This window comes from Cellvibrio sp. (genome assembly GCF_053579595.1).
On sequence record NZ_JBRFPI010000079.1, the window covers coordinates 1 to 14,220 of the forward strand.

Below are 14,220 nucleotides of genomic sequence, written 5' to 3' on the forward strand. Positions count from 1 at the left end.
TGTTTAACAGTGCGTTTGTTGATGCACTTGAAGGTGATCTGGAGCATATGCAGCGCATGAATGAGTTGCTGAAGCTAATTCCCGATGATGTGCGTGAGCGGGAGGGCATTGTGCTGCGCCCGGTTGATAATATGGTTATCTCGCCCAGTTATCCTATTGATGGTATCGCTGGTCGCAATGTACGTTATTTGCCAAAAAGCTTGCGCTTTTTTCTGCGCGCCATAGGTGCGACAGCAAAGGGCGGTGGTGCAACTGCAGCGAGTTATTTATTATTTTCCAATGAATTTATCACTGAGTTGATGGCGCTTGGCCGCGAGGATACTTTGGCAGAGGCGGATAATATCCGTGCATTTTTCGCCAAATAAGCAATGTATTTTGCACAATAAAAAACGCCGCTATCAAGCGGCGTTTTTTATTGTGCGTACATGCAAAAAAGTATTAAGCGCGACGACGGAATAGAGGTAACGGTTGATCAACTGATGCCTGATAATATTCCTGGAGATCAGTAAGTGACTTCACCGCTTCTTCCAGATTGATTTCCGGGTTGGCAAATGCAAAGGCATTCACACCGCAGCGGCGCAGGTAGCAGAGTTGGTCGCGGATAAAGTTACCCACCGCGCGCAATTCACCATTAAAGCCGTAACGCTCGCGCAGCAAGCGTGCAGTAGAAAAGGAGCGACCATCCATAAACAGGGGGAAGTTAACCCCAATCACTGCAAAACGGTTAGCATCATTACCAATCAACTCTGCCGATTCATCACTATCAAACCATACACCTATATCCCTGCGATTTTGCAATTGATCTTTTTGCGCAAGCCACACTGCAACAGGAATCAGTACCTGACCCGCAGGTACTTCAACTGCTGCAGCATCGCCTTCAGTCTTGGCGAGCAACGTCCAGGTGTTTTCGACGATAGCGCCGTCTTTAATTAGCTTTTGCATAGACTTTCTCCTTGAATGGAGCGGCACCTATACGGCGATAGGTATCAATAAATAATTCTTCTGCGTTGCGGTTGGCAACATACACATCCACAATTTTTTGGATTACTGCAGGCATATCATCCGCGCCGAAGGATGGGCCAAGTACATCGCCGAGCGAGGCGTCATTACTGGCATTGCCGCCTAATTGCACTTGGTAAAATTCTTTGCCGGATTTATCAACGCCGAGAATACCGATGTGGCCTACATGGTGATGGCCACAGGCGTTCATACAACCGGAAATGTTCAGGTCGATATCGCCGAGGTCATACACATAATCCAGGTCTTCAAATTGACGCTGTATAGCTTCGGCAATCGGAATGGATTTAGCGTTGGCAAGTGAACAGAAATCGCCGCCTGGGCAGCAGATAATATCGGTGATGGTGCCAATGTTCGGCGTTGCAAAACCGGCAGCTTTACATTCTTGCCAGAGCGCAAACAACTCAGTCTTTTTCACATCGGCCAATACGATATTTTGCTCGTGTGTGGTACGCGCTTCGCCAAAGCTGAATTTATCTGCGAAGTTGGCGATAACTTCCAGCTGTGAATCGGTGATATCACCAGGTGCAACACCGGTCGGTTTCAGCGAGAGGGTGACTGACGCATAACCAGGGATTTTGTGCGCACGCACATTGCGTTGCAGCCATTTGCCAAAGGCGACGCTGTCAGCAGCTTGTGCATCCACAGTTGCTTGCGCAGCAGCGTTATCGATTTGTTCGTAAGCTGGTGCAGTGAAAAAACCTTTTGCGCGTTGAATTTCTGCTTGCGTGAGCTTGTTGTAACCATCTTTCAAATGCTGCCATTCATCTTCCACTTTTTGTGCGAAGACTTCTGGTGTCAATGCGCGCACCAAAATTTTGATACGGGCTTTGTATTTGTTGTCGCGACGACCGAACAGGTTGTACACACGCAAAATGGCTTCGAGGTAAGAAAGTAAATCTTCTTCCGGCAGGAATTCACGGATCGCCACGCCGATAACAGGGGTACGGCCCAAACCGCCGCCCACATAAACTTTAAAGCCCGTTTCACCTTTATCGTTAAACACAACTTCCAGTCCGATATCATGCACTTGCACCGCTGCGCGATCTTGCGTCGAACCCGTGACGGAGATTTTGAATTTGCGCGGCAAGAAAGCGAATTCAGGGTGGAAGCTGGACCACTGGCGAATGATTTCGCAGTAGGGGCGTGGGTCGATAACTTCGTCCGGTGCGACACCAGCAAACTGATCAGAAGTAGTATTGCGAATACAGTTACCGCTCGACTGGGTACCGTGCATACCGACTTCAGCCAATTCGGCAAGGATATCCGGTACTTCGGTCAGGTCTGGCCAATTGTATTGGATGTTCTGACGAGTACTGACGTGGCAGTAGCCTTTGTCATAATGACGGGCAATATGGGCGAGCTTGCGCAGCTGGGCAGAGTTGACCATGCCGTAGGGAACGTTGATGCGCAGCATGGGCGCCAAACGCTGTACATAGAGGCCGTTTTGCAAGCGCAGTGGCAAGAACTGCTCGGGCGGAAGCTCCCCTGCAAGGAAGCGTTCAGTCTGGCCGCGGAACTGGGCGATACGCTGGCGCAGAATGCTATGGTCGTACTCGTCGTAGATATACATGGAGCTAGATACCTATCAAATAAAAGCCATCGAGGATGGCAAATGTAAAGGCCATCACGGAATGGCGCTGTAGGCTGAAAATTAAGGCGCGCAGGATACAGGAAAAGCCGTGTTCCGGCGAGTATTGCGGCGGCACCATAACAGCAGGTAGCACCTATGTGAACAAACCTTTGCTACTAAGTTTGTTCCTGTAAGTTATGACACGCAAGTTCATTGGGCTGGTGCTGGTATCATGGCGTTATTGATTTTTTGTCTATCTATTATCGGTTTCACCTATGCAAGCGGATCTTGACCAATTATTTATCCTTCCGCCCTGTGACGGGGAGGTAGAAATATTGCTAAAAGAACAGGATTTCCTCCTGATCAACAAGCCTACACGCCTGCTCAGCGTGCCGGGACGCCATCCGCAAAATCGGGATTCGGTAATCAGCCGATTACTGCCCGATTATCCCGGTGCCGCTATTGTCCATCGGCTGGATTTTGATACGTCCGGGGTCATGGTAATTCCCCTCAATAAACCAGCTCTTTCCGATATCAGCAAACAATTCCAAGCGCGTACTGTCAGCAAGCATTACACGGCGGTAGTTGCCGGGTTAATGGCGCAAGATGAAGGCACTATTGATTTGCCTATCGCGTCCGGGGAAGGTCCTAAATATAAAATCTGCCAAGCGACCGGCAAACCTTCAATCACAGAATTCGCAGTGCTTGGGCGCGACGAGCAAGCCCGAACGACACGTGTATTCCTGCATCCCATCACGGGCCGCTCCCATCAACTGCGCTTGCACTTACAGGCGATAGGGCACCCGATTTTGGGCTGTGAATTCTATGGTGGGGAATTTGCTACTGCAGCTGACCGGTTATTACTCCACGCGACAGATTTGCGGTTTTTACATCCGGTAACAGGTGAGGACGTTTTTATTGAGTCAGTTCCCGATTTTTAGGCGGCTTAATTTCCTGATTGTTCTTTCTTAAAGTACAAACGAACTTTTCACTTTGCATCAATTTATGTAAAAGCTCGTTAAGTTGTCGGGGGCAAATATCAAACTGTTTGACAACGTTGTCCTATGTGCGGGAAATTGACAGCGTCAATCAACCACAAAGGATAACAACATGGGCCATCAACGACTTTTTCTCACCAGTATTCTCTCCGCATCAATTGCATTTGTAGGTTGCGATTCCAAAACAGATTCGTCTAGCCAGCAAGCAGCTAGCGTAGTGCCAGCCGCATCACCGACACCATCATCAGGAGCTGCTCCTGCAACCGCTGCGGTATTTTTTGATGATTTTAATTATCCGGATCTCGCTGCGTTTCATAACAATGGCTGGAAAGTCAGAACAGAAACCGGCCATCCGGGGATCAAGGGGGCAACCTGGTCAGCGGAGGGGATATCCTTCCATGCCGATATTCCCGAAACAGAAGCAGGCGCTGTGCGCATGAGTTCAGTTACCAATGGCACCGGCGAAAAAACCCGGCACACGCAATTTTGCCATGCGCGCAAATATCGCGAGGGCACTTATGCTGCGCGGGTATTTTTTCGCGATGAACCGAGTTACGGGCCAGATGGTGACGAAGTAATTCAAACCATGTACGCCATTAGCCCGCTCAAAGCGCCTATGGATAAAAATTACAGCGAAACGGATTTTGAATATTTACCCAACGGTGGCTGGGGCGAAAATGCCAGGCCCGCCATGTGGACAACCAGTTGGGATACTTTCCAATTGGAGCCATGGACAAAAGTGAATGAATTTACACGGCAAGAGGGCAGCTACGCCGGTTGGCGTACGCTGGTATTGACGATTGCCGATAACAAAGTCACTTATTATGTCGATGGCAAATTATTTTCCGAACACACTAGCGCTGTGTATCCGGAAGATTTTATGTCGATCAATTTTAATTTATGGTTTATGCCCAAGGGTGCGGATGGTTCTTTAGGTCCGGTAGATTCGCCTGAAATGCGCGAATATCAGGAAGATATTGATTGGGTATTTTTCCAGGAAGGTGTGGCGATCAGCACCGCCGAAGTGGAAGCACAGATTGCAGAATTGCGCGGTAAAAAAGTGGCTTATGTCGATAATGTGAAAGAGCAAAATCCTGTTCTGCCATCGCCCTGCGGCCTTTAGTTATCGCTTCTCATGGCTTTCCTGCTAGCAGTTATGTGTTGACTGCAACGAATAGGTTTTGCATCGGACAGGGAGTTGTCTGATTATTCTTGTGTGATCGCTTGTCATTTTACCGTTAGGCATTAAGATGCTCAGCTTCAAACGATAAGCGTCCGGCGCTGTGCAGTTATTCTCAATCTGCAGCGATGGTTTAACAGGTAAAGAATGCAGATCCAGGCCATTGATGAGCGTACTTTTTATCGCGGAGTGCTAGTTTTGCTTGCGCTCACCGGATTTGTGGGTACTGCTGCCAGCGTGCTGCACTATCTTGAACCAGAGCCAGAGCTGATGGATTTAGTTATCCCACCTTCGGTTGCCATAGCAAATCTGGTACTGGCGATTTGGTTGCTCTGCCGACCCAAAAATATTTTGCGTGTTGTCTATTCTGCATTTGGAGTGGGTGTTGCGGCACTCTCGTTACCTGCATGGTATTACAGTCTGCGCGCTCACCAAGCTCCCGATATTCGGCTGATTGATATTTTCCCGCCCATTTCATCCTTCCTTATTATCTTTATTGTGGTGGTGATGGTCATGCTGCCGCCGCGGCGCGCATTTCCGATCATGATTGTCGCATGGCTGTTAAATGCAGTGCCGATCCTGAGCTATTTGTTGACTCACAAAGAGGAATTGTGGACACCGCGCGGACAGGAAATGTTTATGAGTTATGGCTTGGCGATTTTGCTGTTATTGGTGCTGTTACCGTTTCAGCACCGGGCACGCCGGCAACTGGAGCGTTTACAACATGATAATTCCCATATGCATAATTTGGCCGAACGCGATGCATTGACGCAGCAATATAATCGTTGGGGTGGCCAGCAATTGCTCGATGAATTTATGCACAGTGGAACTGCTGGCAGCATTATTATGTTGGACATAGATTATTTCAAACTGATTAATGATACCCATGGCCATCTGGTTGGTGACCGTATATTGCAACAATTTGCAATGCGTGTGAGTGGTGCGCTACGCAGTGATGGCCACTTGATTCGCTGGGGCGGTGAAGAGTTTTTGGTATTGATTCGCGGGATTGCGGAGCGCGACGCATACACTGTCGCTGAGCGATTGCGCATTGCGATTAATAGTGATTTGTTTCCGCCGATCGGTAAGTTGACGGCATCGGGTGGTGCAGCATCGCGCAGGGATAATGATTCACTGGAGAGTTTAATTGCGCGGGCAGATAAAGCGCTCTACCGAGCTAAATTAAATGGTCGTGATCAAATAGTGTGTGATTGATAGATTTGTTAATACAAGATTGTGAATGCTTCCCAGGGGAAGCATTCACAATGACATCTTAATGCTGAGTTGCTTCCGCGGCACCAATCCCCGTTTGCGAACGCACAAATTGTGCATCGAATGCAGCCTGTTCTTTTGCTGCAGAGGCTGATTTGTCAGTGATTGAGAAAAACCAAATGCCGATAAACGCAGCGCTCACCGAGAAAATGGCGGGATATTTGTAGGGGAAAATTGCTTGCTTGAAACCAAAGGCATCGACCCACACAGTTGGACCTATCACCACGAGTATCACCGCAGTAAATAAGCCCAGGCCGCCGCCAATAACGGCACCGCGTGTGGTGAGTTTACGCCAGTACATGCTCAACAGCAGAATCGGGAAGTTGGCGCTGGCGGCGACACAGAATGCAAGGCCAACCATAAACGCGACGTTTTGTTTTTCAAACACAATCCCGAGCAATACGGCGATTACCCCCAAACACACAGTGGCGATACGCGATGCGCGAATTTCTTTTTTCTCGTCGCGCACACCTTTTAATACCAGTGTTGCATAAAGGTCATGCGAGATTGCACTCGAACCGGCTAGTGTTAAACCGGATACGACTGCGAGAATAGTCGCGAAGGCTACAGCGGAAATGAACCCTAATAAAATATCACCACCCAATGCTTGGGATAAATGGATAGCTGCCATATTGGCGCCGCCAATCAATGCACCATCGGTAAAATATGCAGAATTTTTCAGCAGCAAAATGATCGCGCCAAAACCGATGATAAAGGTAAGGATGTAGAAGTAGCCGATAAAACCGGTCGCATAAAAAACGGAGCGGCGCGCTTGTACTGCATCTTTCACAGTGAAAAAGCGCATCAAAATATGCGGCAGGCCAGCGGTGCCAAACATAAGTGCGATGCCGAGCGAGATAGCCGAAATCGGATCGCTTACCAATGTGCCGGGTGCCATGATGGCATTGGTTTTTGCGTGTACCTTAACGGCTTCTGCAAATAAATTTTCAAAGCTGAAACCAAACTGCATCATCACCAGAAACGCCATGAGTGACGCACCAGACAATAATAAAATCGCCTTGATTAATTGCACCCAAGTGGTAGCAATCATGCCGCCAAACGTTACGTAGAGTGTCATCAATACACCGACAATGATCACGGCAAATTCGTAAGGTAAACCGAATAGCAATTCAATTAATTTTCCCGCGCCAACCATCTGTGCGATTAAATAAAATATGACGGTAACCAGTGAGCCGCTGGCAGCGAGGATACGAATCGGTTTTTGTTGTAAACGAAACGAGGCCACATCGGCAAAGGTGTATTTGCCAAGATTGCGCAACGGCTCGGCGATTAATACCAACACGATGGGCCAGCCGACTAAAAATCCGATGGCATAAATTAAACCGTCGAAACCGGATGTGTATACCAGTCCGGCAATCCCTAAAAAGGATGCGGCAGACATGTAATCGCCCGCAATCGCCAATCCGTTTTGAAAACCGGTAATACCTCCGCCAGCAGCGTAAAAATCGCTCGTGGTTTTGGTACGGCCAGCCGCCCAGTAAGTAATCCCGAGGGTGACTACTACGAAGGCTAAAAACATTGCGACGGCTGTGGTATTTATCGCGGAACTGCTGGTTGCCTGCGCCCAGGCACAGGTCGCCATTGCAGACAGTAATACAGCGAGCGGAGCATGAAATTTCATGATTGGCCTCCCGCTTTTTGCACTATAGCGCGCGTCAAGGGTTCCAATACTCGGTTGGCGTAGTAGACATAAATACCGATTATCACCATACAAAAAAGGATGACACCCAAACCGAGCACCATACCGATTGAAGTGACTCCGTCGCCTATGGGATTACCCAGCGCGGTGGGATTGAATGCGATAGTCAGAATCAAAGCGAAGTAGGCGACTATAGTGGCGAGCGATAACGGCCACATAATTTTTTTACGTGCGCGGGTCAGGGCCGCGTACTCCGGCAACTGCCGGATAGTTTCAGTATGCATGCTAGGTTTCCCTGTTTTTTGTAGATTATGGGGTGGACTTGGAGCAATGAGTGGTGCGCCGGTCTATGACGGTTGCCAGATTTTCCACCCGGTGTTACTGATTGTGTTATCGCTGTTGTGTATTGATTGTTATCACTGTTATAGGCTGCTGCCAAAGTTGGCAGCGCAGGGGGATTCTAGCAGCCATTTTGGCGCTACAGGAATACTAGGCGGGATAAAAATCACAAACTTGCATACAAGGTGGGGGGATTGATCAGATCCACCCTTTTTGGCGGGCGATGCGTGCAGCGTCCACGCGGTTAGCTGCGTGTAGTTTAGCGATAGCTTCGGAGAGATAATTGCGCACAGTGCCCTCCGATAAGCACAACACTGTTGCAATTTCAGCGGTGGTTTTGCCTTCTGCTGCCAAACGCAGGGCACGGCGCTCTTTATCATTGAGTGGATCGCTTTCACCCAGCGCCATCATCGCCAGTTCACCGTCTATCACACGCTTGCCATCCATGACTTTATAAATTGCCTGGATAAGTTGTTCCGAGGGGGCATCTTTTAATAAAAATCCCGAGACCCCCATATCAATTGCGCGGCGGATATAACCCGAGCGGCCAAAGGTGGTGATGATAATGGTTTTAGTGGGCAATTTTTGTTGCAGTACCCACTGTGCCAATTCAAGGCCAGAGCGTCCCGGCATTTCAATATCGGTGAGTAAAATGTCGTAGCTGTTTTGTTTCATTAGCAGCCAGGCGCGGTCGCCATCTTCCGCCTGGGTGATTTCAAAACCGTTTTCCATGCTGAGCAATGCGGCTAACGCACCGCGTACCATTGATTGATCTTCGGCTAATAAAATTTTCATGGTTTATCAGGATTCCAACTTGTTAAGTTCATTGCGTGGCAATGAAATAATAAATTCACAACCTTTATTAATGGACGATTGCAAATCTCCCATCAGTGCGTTCAGGCGCTCTTGTATGCCTTGCAGGCCATTGCCGGGGACTAGTGTTTTTACTTCACCGTTGTCATGCATACGCACTAAAATTTTGTCGCAATTTTGTTGGAATTCAATCTTGCAGTGGTTGCCCTTGCTGTGGCGCAAAACATTTGTTGTTAACTCCGTTAAGGCCAAAATAATCGCAGTTTCAGCGCGTGGACTCAGTTGGGGAATATCACCATCCAGCTCTACTACAAACCCTTTTTGCCGCAATTTATCGCACAACTCCATCACTTCACCGGAAAGGCCACGATGCTTGTAACCGGATACCGTCTGTCTAACCAAACTTAAGCTATTGCGCGCAATCTGGTGTAACTCCGACAAATGTTGTTGCACCTGCTCATGCTTCTCCTGCTCCAATAACTTTTCTGCTAATTCTGCTTTAAGTGCAATGCTCGATAATGTATGGCCAAGAATATCGTGTAGGTCTCTTGCAATCCGCTCACGTTCGGCAATAACTGCCAGCTGTTCAATTTCCTGATGGCTTTTTTGTTGGCTCATACGCGCTTCCATACGAAGCTTTTCAACATATCCAATAATGCCAATAGTGGCCAATCCCGAGAGCGCCGGAAATGCAAAGTAGGGGAATGGATAATTAAATTGGTAGTGCATGGCAATAATAATTGCCACTAAAGCTCCGGTTATCGACAGCCAGATTTTAGTGCGGTAAGTAAAACCAACCAAAAAACCTATGTACGAAAAAAATGTACTGGAGCCTGGCGAGTATGGAGTAATAAATACAGCTAGCAGAACAATAGCAAGTACCGGTTTCCAGACATGTTGAGCCTTGAGTGTAATCGCCCATAAGTACAGTGATACAAAAATACAATAAATACCTACCAGCAAAACCTGGGCAAGTGCGCTGAATGGCATGTAATACACAGGTACAAAGTAATAAAGGCTGAAAACCAGCCAAATCCAGGATTTAGCAGAATAAATAGAGCCTGCGCATTGTTCGGGATGGTGATTCATAGCGGTATATCTGCGTGGTAGTTGTGATACAGACCTATTATGTACCTGTTGTGGTTGCAGGTGAATCCAGGCTGGTTTAATTAGCAACCAGTCTGGTTCTTCGAGGCTTCTTGCACCAGCCGCGAAAGTCACCAGTGTCTTGTGACAAATGTCAGTGAACCGTGTTGCGGCTATGAAGAGCCATTACATCCCGGGCCTTTATGGATGAGAGAGGGGGTTAAGAAACGCAAAAACCCTTGTTGTTTAGATTTTGTAATCCATTCTGGTCAGGTTTTTCTAATAGTAATAACAACAGGATCTATCATGAAACAATCTGTTTTTTTTGCGATATTAATTATCGTTTGGTTGACCGGGTGCAGCCATTTGCCCGGTGCAAACACTCCATCCGCTGAGCAGCTTTTACGGGTGCCCTATGTCAGTAGTGTCGATCAACTAAAACGCGATTATTTTGTGTACCTACCGCGTGGTTATGAAACGCAAACCGACAAAAAATGGCCTGTGATTTTATTTTTACACGGTAACGGGGAACGCGGTAATGGTTTGGACGAGTTGGATTACGTCATCAGTCACGGCCCACTCTACGAGGCTTGGATACAAAAGAAAGATTTACCTTTTATCATTATTTCGCCACAGCTCCATATGTTTACTATGGGCAAAGTGCCCTACATCGCCAACCGCACCCGTGCAAAAATTCCGCTGCGTTTAGCTGAGGGTGTTCCCGCCTATGAACCTTTTTTTGCAACCCCACAATTGATGGAAACCGGTGAAGATATAAAAGATATGTCAGCAGTAGCGCCGTTATTACCTATGGGGTGGGAACAAGTCGAGCAGGATTTGCTGCGACTGATTGGTCATGTACAGAAAAATTATCGCACTGACACCCAGCGGCTGTATCTGACGGGGTTAAGTTATGGCGGCTTTGGTACTTGGTATATGGCGAGCAAGCATCCCGATTTATTTGCGGCGGCAGTGCCTGTTGTGGGGTGGGGGCATCCAGACTTAATGGCACCTATCGCCAAAGCGAACTTGCCTGTCTGGGCTTTTGCAGGCGGGCGCGATACCGCTGTGCCAAAAAAATTCTTTTATGCCGGAATAAACAAACTGGAGGAGTTGGGTGATTCAGAAGTCCTTTTCACGGTCCATGAGGATTTGGGGCACGATGCATGGAAACGTATCTATGCGAGCAAAGATCTTTATGATTGGCTGCTAGCACACCAGAAAAAATAGTTGTTATTTGTCTCACGTTGAGAGTGGTCAATTGTTTTTCTTCACAATCCCATTCTCCGCCCAAAATCTTCCTGTGCGTTTTACTTCATTGCGGATCGCGTAATTCTTTTTCCAAGTTTCCGGATTGTCGTAAGCGCGCGGGTGATCCAGATGTAAACAGTTGACGCTGTAGCGCACTTGTTTCCCTTTCAATCCGTGGTTATACAAGCGCTCGCCCAATTCGCGATCCAAACCGCCGTATTGCATATCTTCATTAAAGCCGTTGCAGGCTTTGATATCAGATGTCCATGTAGAGCTGTTCATTCCATTCCAGGTGGCTTTGGTCGGCGTGACTGCATTCAGTACCGCTTTGATGGTTTTATTTTTAATTAGCTTCCACAATTTATGGTTGGATGGTTGGCCAGCTTTTTTGAGCCAATCGATATTAAAAATAACACCGCTGGCGATGTCGGCTTCGGTAATCGCCTCAGATACGGGTGTAGTTAATTTCACATAACCACCCGATAAAAAATAACCGGGTTCCGCCAGGGATTGATGAATGCTAATAAAATCCGGTTCAGGTACACAATCGCCGTCGGTGAAAATTAAATAATCGCAATCAGTTTGTGCGATCGCTTTATTGAGTATCTGGCATTTTTGAAAGCCTCTATCTTCATGCCACACATGTTGGATAGTTAATTTCCCGCGCGCCTGAAAAAATTCAATAACATCGCGTGTAGGCTGGCCTGACCCGTCGTCGGCGATAATCACGGTAAAATTATTATGGCGTTGTGCTTCATAGCCAAACAACACGTTTTTAAGCCACTTGGGTTGGTTGTAAGTGGTAATGACTACGCCTATTTTTTGCGGTGTCATAACATGATTCCTGAGTTTAATTATTGGCTAATTGTTGAATGAGTTTGCAAGTAGTTTTTGTTGCAGTGCGTGCCATACTGCGTCGGCTTTTATACCGCTCATGCAAGCTGGTGTATCGGTGCTATTTTCCGGCAGCCATTTGCAGTGGCGTTTATGGCAGGGCATGCATTCCAATTTTTCTGTTATCTGTAAATTCTGTGTGTGCTCGCCAATAAGCCCTACTTTTACTGGCGAGGTCGCACCATAGAGTGCAATGGTCGGCGTTTCCAGTGCGCCAGCAAGATGGGAAAATCCCGTGTCCAAACCTATAACGCCTGCAGCTTCTACTAATTTTTCAGCAATGGTAGTGATGGATAACCGCTGTTCTGGCCGTGTTGCCTGGGAGCAGAATTCAATAATCTGGTCAGCGATGGCCTGTTCTTCCGGGCTGCCCCAAATAATTTCTACACTAAAACCGGCATCGATAGCGATTTTTGTCAAGGCTTGCCATTCACTGGTTGCCCAGAGTTTAGTGACCCAACTGGTGCCAATAATGAAAATTAATTTGCGCGGATTTTTGGCTACCTGAGCAAAGTTTTGGTTGATGCCAAAATTCAATTTTGACGTTGGGGTATAACCCAACGCCTTGCCTACTAATTGACGGGTACGTTCCACCGCATGCTGGTCTTTATCGACAATATGCTGGCGTTTGTAAAACCAGTGAGTGACAGGCTCGCGCGCGGAGGTTTTTGCGTAGCCATCAATGCCGTGCCCTTTAGCGCACTTGGCGACTATCGCACTTTTTAATAGACCCTGTACATCAATGATGTAATCGTAGGTGGTGTGGCGCACTGAATTGCGCCAGTCTTTAAATTCTTGCCAATGCTTTTTACTGCGTGTTTTAACCCAGCGGCGCAGGTGAATTGGAATGACTTTGTGTACACCGGGGTGCCAATCGACAATTTCGCTGAAACTACCTTCGACCACCCAATCAATTTCTGCATCCGGATAGTGCTGTTTTATATCGCTGATTGCAGGAAAGGTGTGGAAGATATCGCCCATGGAGGACATTTTGATGAGCAGTATGCGCATGGACGAACTCTTCAATTGGGTAAGCAGTAACGCGGATTATTGATAGTTTTTGTACGACTTTTCTTCGATCAATTCTGAGCCAAAGGCGAGGTTGATATCTTTTTTCACGGCGGCGCGTTTGTCGTTGGTGAAATACACGGCGCGCGCGAGCTGGATAAATTTATCGCTAAAGTCTTTATCGCGTTCGCAATCGCGGATATCGTCTTCAATAATCCAGAGCTCCTGGTTGATATCTTTCAATGCTTGTTTGAGTGGTGCCAATTTGGTTTGGCCAGCAGAATCTAACAAGCTGCTGACTTTATCGTTGAGAATAGTTAATTCATGTGTGACGTTTTTCAGCTTGGCTTCGTCGCCGATATTCACGGCTTTGATTTCCAAAATGGTGATCTTGTCGATTAATTCACCTAGGGAAATAGGGGCTTGGATAAGCATGGTTAGGTTCTCGGGGGGATTTTTGTGGCGGGGATTCTAACAAATAGAGGCGCCCATGGCGAATGGCCGCCCCCTATCCAGCCTCCATTTTCGGGTTGAGGAGCTATTTGAGTGATGGCGCCAGTTATTTGGTGTTCAGTGCAAGCTCTTTTTCAGATTTGAGTTTGAATACTTTGCGCATTACCAGTGTGGCCGGGCAAAAACCGGTGAAGGATTGTTGAAACAGATTAGCGCCGATGAACACTGTTAACCATATAAAACCCGGGTGAACCCATTGGGTGAGGGCAACGCTCAGTAGGACCATGAGACCGGCAAATGCGGTGAGTGCGCGTTCGGTAGACATGATGAATTCCTCGTATTGTCAGGAGTTGTTAAGTGTGGTCACGTGCAACGCTGGTGTTGGTGGAGGGGTGCTGGCGATAGTGGTAAGCGTAGTAAACTACGGGGATCACTACCAATGTCAGCACAGTTGATACTAAAAGGCCGAAGATCAGCGAGACTGCCAAACCGCCAAAAATCGGGTCATCGACAATAAAGAAACCGCCCATCATGGCGGCCAGTGCGGTAAGGCTAATCGGCAGGGCACGCACAGCGGCGGCGCTGATGGTGACGCTCTCGAGGGATTTGCCGTTGCGTATCTCCTGATGGATAAAGTCCACCAATAAAAAAGAGTTGCGCACGATAAATCCGGCCA

General features: G+C 47.7%; 15 protein-coding genes and 1 pseudogene. 5 read left to right on the forward strand and 11 right to left on the reverse strand.

Translation table 11 applies throughout. From position 1 onward, the window contains the following. Positions 1-365, forward strand: a pseudogene (locus tag ACWA6V_RS07025) (patatin-like phospholipase family protein); the annotation flags it as partial. Between the two features lie 73 nt (positions 366-438). Here the strand turns inward: ACWA6V_RS07025 and ACWA6V_RS07030 are convergent. Beyond that, a complete protein-coding gene (locus tag ACWA6V_RS07030) occupies positions 439-942 on the reverse strand; it encodes a DUF934 domain-containing protein (RefSeq protein WP_449521811.1) in 504 nt (167 codons plus the stop codon). Then, positions 926-2,590: a nitrite/sulfite reductase gene (locus ACWA6V_RS07035; protein WP_449521812.1), complete on the reverse strand. Its 1,665-nt coding sequence runs from the start codon at positions 2,588-2,590 to the stop codon at positions 926-928. Before ACWA6V_RS07035 ends, ACWA6V_RS07030 begins: the two co-directional genes overlap by 17 nt. A 275-nt stretch (positions 2,591-2,865) precedes the next feature. Between ACWA6V_RS07035 and ACWA6V_RS07040 the strand changes: the two genes are divergently transcribed. From ACWA6V_RS07040 to ACWA6V_RS07050, 3 genes are all read left to right on the forward strand, one after another. Then, complete coding sequence (locus ACWA6V_RS07040; RefSeq protein ID WP_449521813.1) at positions 2,866-3,531, forward strand: RluA family pseudouridine synthase; 666 nt, start codon at positions 2,866-2,868, stop codon at positions 3,529-3,531. A gap of 169 nt (positions 3,532-3,700) precedes the next feature. Next, positions 3,701-4,711, forward strand: coding sequence for a glycoside hydrolase family 16 protein (locus ACWA6V_RS07045; RefSeq protein WP_449521814.1), 1,011 nt, complete (start codon positions 3,701-3,703; stop codon positions 4,709-4,711). A gap of 204 nt (positions 4,712-4,915) precedes the next feature. Beyond that, on the forward strand, positions 4,916-5,983 hold the full coding sequence (locus tag ACWA6V_RS07050; protein WP_449521815.1) for a GGDEF domain-containing protein: 1,068 nt from the start codon (positions 4,916-4,918) through the stop codon (positions 5,981-5,983). Positions 5,984-6,041: 58 nt separating this feature from the next. Here the strand turns inward: ACWA6V_RS07050 and ACWA6V_RS07055 are convergent, their stop codons facing one another. The 4 genes from ACWA6V_RS07055 to ACWA6V_RS07070 all read right to left on the reverse strand — a co-directional run bounded on the left by ACWA6V_RS07055 (position 6,042) and on the right by ACWA6V_RS07070 (position 9,941). Next, positions 6,042-7,682 (reverse strand): cation acetate symporter, encoded by a 1,641-nt coding sequence (locus ACWA6V_RS07055; RefSeq protein ID WP_449521816.1) that lies wholly within the window; start codon positions 7,680-7,682, stop codon positions 6,042-6,044. After that, positions 7,679-7,984, reverse strand: coding sequence for a DUF485 domain-containing protein (locus ACWA6V_RS07060; RefSeq protein WP_449521817.1), 306 nt, complete (start codon positions 7,982-7,984; stop codon positions 7,679-7,681). The genes ACWA6V_RS07055 and ACWA6V_RS07060 overlap by 4 nt, the downstream gene beginning before the upstream one ends. A 253-nt stretch (positions 7,985-8,237) precedes the next feature. After that, positions 8,238-8,834, reverse strand: coding sequence for a response regulator transcription factor (locus ACWA6V_RS07065; protein ID WP_133685314.1), 597 nt, complete (start codon positions 8,832-8,834; stop codon positions 8,238-8,240). Positions 8,835-8,840: 6 nt separating this feature from the next. Beyond that, entirely contained in the window at positions 8,841-9,941 is a 1,101-nt protein-coding gene (locus ACWA6V_RS07070) for a histidine kinase (RefSeq protein WP_449521818.1), read from the reverse strand. A 303-nt stretch (positions 9,942-10,244) separates the two neighbouring features. Between ACWA6V_RS07070 and ACWA6V_RS07075 the strand changes: the two genes are divergently transcribed. After that, positions 10,245-11,168 carry a carboxylesterase family protein gene (locus ACWA6V_RS07075; protein WP_449521819.1) on the forward strand — a complete coding sequence of 308 codons (924 nt, stop codon included), beginning with the start codon at positions 10,245-10,247 and terminating at the stop codon, positions 11,166-11,168. Positions 11,169-11,195: 27 nt separating this feature from the next. Here the strand turns inward: ACWA6V_RS07075 and ACWA6V_RS07080 are convergent, their stop codons facing one another. The 5 genes from ACWA6V_RS07080 to ACWA6V_RS07100 all read right to left on the reverse strand — a co-directional run. Continuing rightward, the gene (locus ACWA6V_RS07080) at positions 11,196-12,023 is read right to left on the reverse strand and encodes a glycosyltransferase family 2 protein (RefSeq protein WP_449521820.1); all 828 of its coding nucleotides are present in this window, start codon (positions 12,021-12,023) and stop codon (positions 11,196-11,198) included. 27 nt (positions 12,024-12,050) lie between these two features. After that, the gene (gene waaC, locus ACWA6V_RS07085) at positions 12,051-13,094 is read right to left on the reverse strand and encodes a lipopolysaccharide heptosyltransferase I (RefSeq protein ID WP_449521821.1); all 1,044 of its coding nucleotides are present in this window, start codon (positions 13,092-13,094) and stop codon (positions 12,051-12,053) included. Between the two features lie 36 nt (positions 13,095-13,130). After that, entirely contained in the window at positions 13,131-13,526 is a 396-nt protein-coding gene (locus ACWA6V_RS07090) for a DUF6165 family protein (RefSeq protein ID WP_449521822.1), read from the reverse strand. A 124-nt stretch (positions 13,527-13,650) separates the two neighbouring features. Further along, positions 13,651-13,869 carry a YgaP family membrane protein gene (locus ACWA6V_RS07095; RefSeq protein ID WP_449521823.1) on the reverse strand — a complete coding sequence of 73 codons (219 nt, stop codon included), beginning with the start codon at positions 13,867-13,869 and terminating at the stop codon, positions 13,651-13,653. A gap of 28 nt (positions 13,870-13,897) precedes the next feature. Then, a partial coding sequence (locus ACWA6V_RS07100; RefSeq protein ID WP_449521824.1) for an efflux RND transporter permease subunit occupies positions 13,898-14,220 on the reverse strand: 323 nt, incomplete at its 5' end.

Coding starts and splice junctions, on each gene's coding strand:
- ACWA6V_RS07050 (WP_449521815.1), top strand. CDS start 4,916: ATGCAGATCCAGGCCATTGATGAGCGTACTTTTTATCGCGGAGTGCTA.
- ACWA6V_RS07030 (WP_449521811.1), bottom strand. CDS start 942: ATGCAAAAGCTAATTAAAGACGGCGCTATCGTCGAAAACACCTGGACG.
- waaC (WP_449521821.1), bottom strand. CDS start 13,094: ATGCGCATACTGCTCATCAAAATGTCCTCCATGGGCGATATCTTCCAC.
- ACWA6V_RS07065 (WP_133685314.1), bottom strand. CDS start 8,834: ATGAAAATTTTATTAGCCGAAGATCAATCAATGGTACGCGGTGCGTTA.
- ACWA6V_RS07095 (WP_449521823.1), bottom strand. CDS start 13,869: ATGTCTACCGAACGCGCACTCACCGCATTTGCCGGTCTCATGGTCCTA.
- ACWA6V_RS07055 (WP_449521816.1), bottom strand. CDS start 7,682: ATGAAATTTCATGCTCCGCTCGCTGTATTACTGTCTGCAATGGCGACC.
- ACWA6V_RS07060 (WP_449521817.1), bottom strand. CDS start 7,984: ATGCATACTGAAACTATCCGGCAGTTGCCGGAGTACGCGGCCCTGACC.
- ACWA6V_RS07090 (WP_449521822.1), bottom strand. CDS start 13,526: ATGCTTATCCAAGCCCCTATTTCCCTAGGTGAATTAATCGACAAGATC.
- ACWA6V_RS07075 (WP_449521819.1), top strand. CDS start 10,245: ATGAAACAATCTGTTTTTTTTGCGATATTAATTATCGTTTGGTTGACC.
- ACWA6V_RS07070 (WP_449521818.1), bottom strand. CDS start 9,941: ATGAATCACCATCCCGAACAATGCGCAGGCTCTATTTATTCTGCTAAA.
- ACWA6V_RS07035 (WP_449521812.1), bottom strand. CDS start 2,590: ATGTATATCTACGACGAGTACGACCATAGCATTCTGCGCCAGCGTATC.
- ACWA6V_RS07080 (WP_449521820.1), bottom strand. CDS start 12,023: ATGACACCGCAAAAAATAGGCGTAGTCATTACCACTTACAACCAACCC.
- ACWA6V_RS07040 (WP_449521813.1), top strand. CDS start 2,866: ATGCAAGCGGATCTTGACCAATTATTTATCCTTCCGCCCTGTGACGGG.
- ACWA6V_RS07045 (WP_449521814.1), top strand. CDS start 3,701: ATGGGCCATCAACGACTTTTTCTCACCAGTATTCTCTCCGCATCAATT.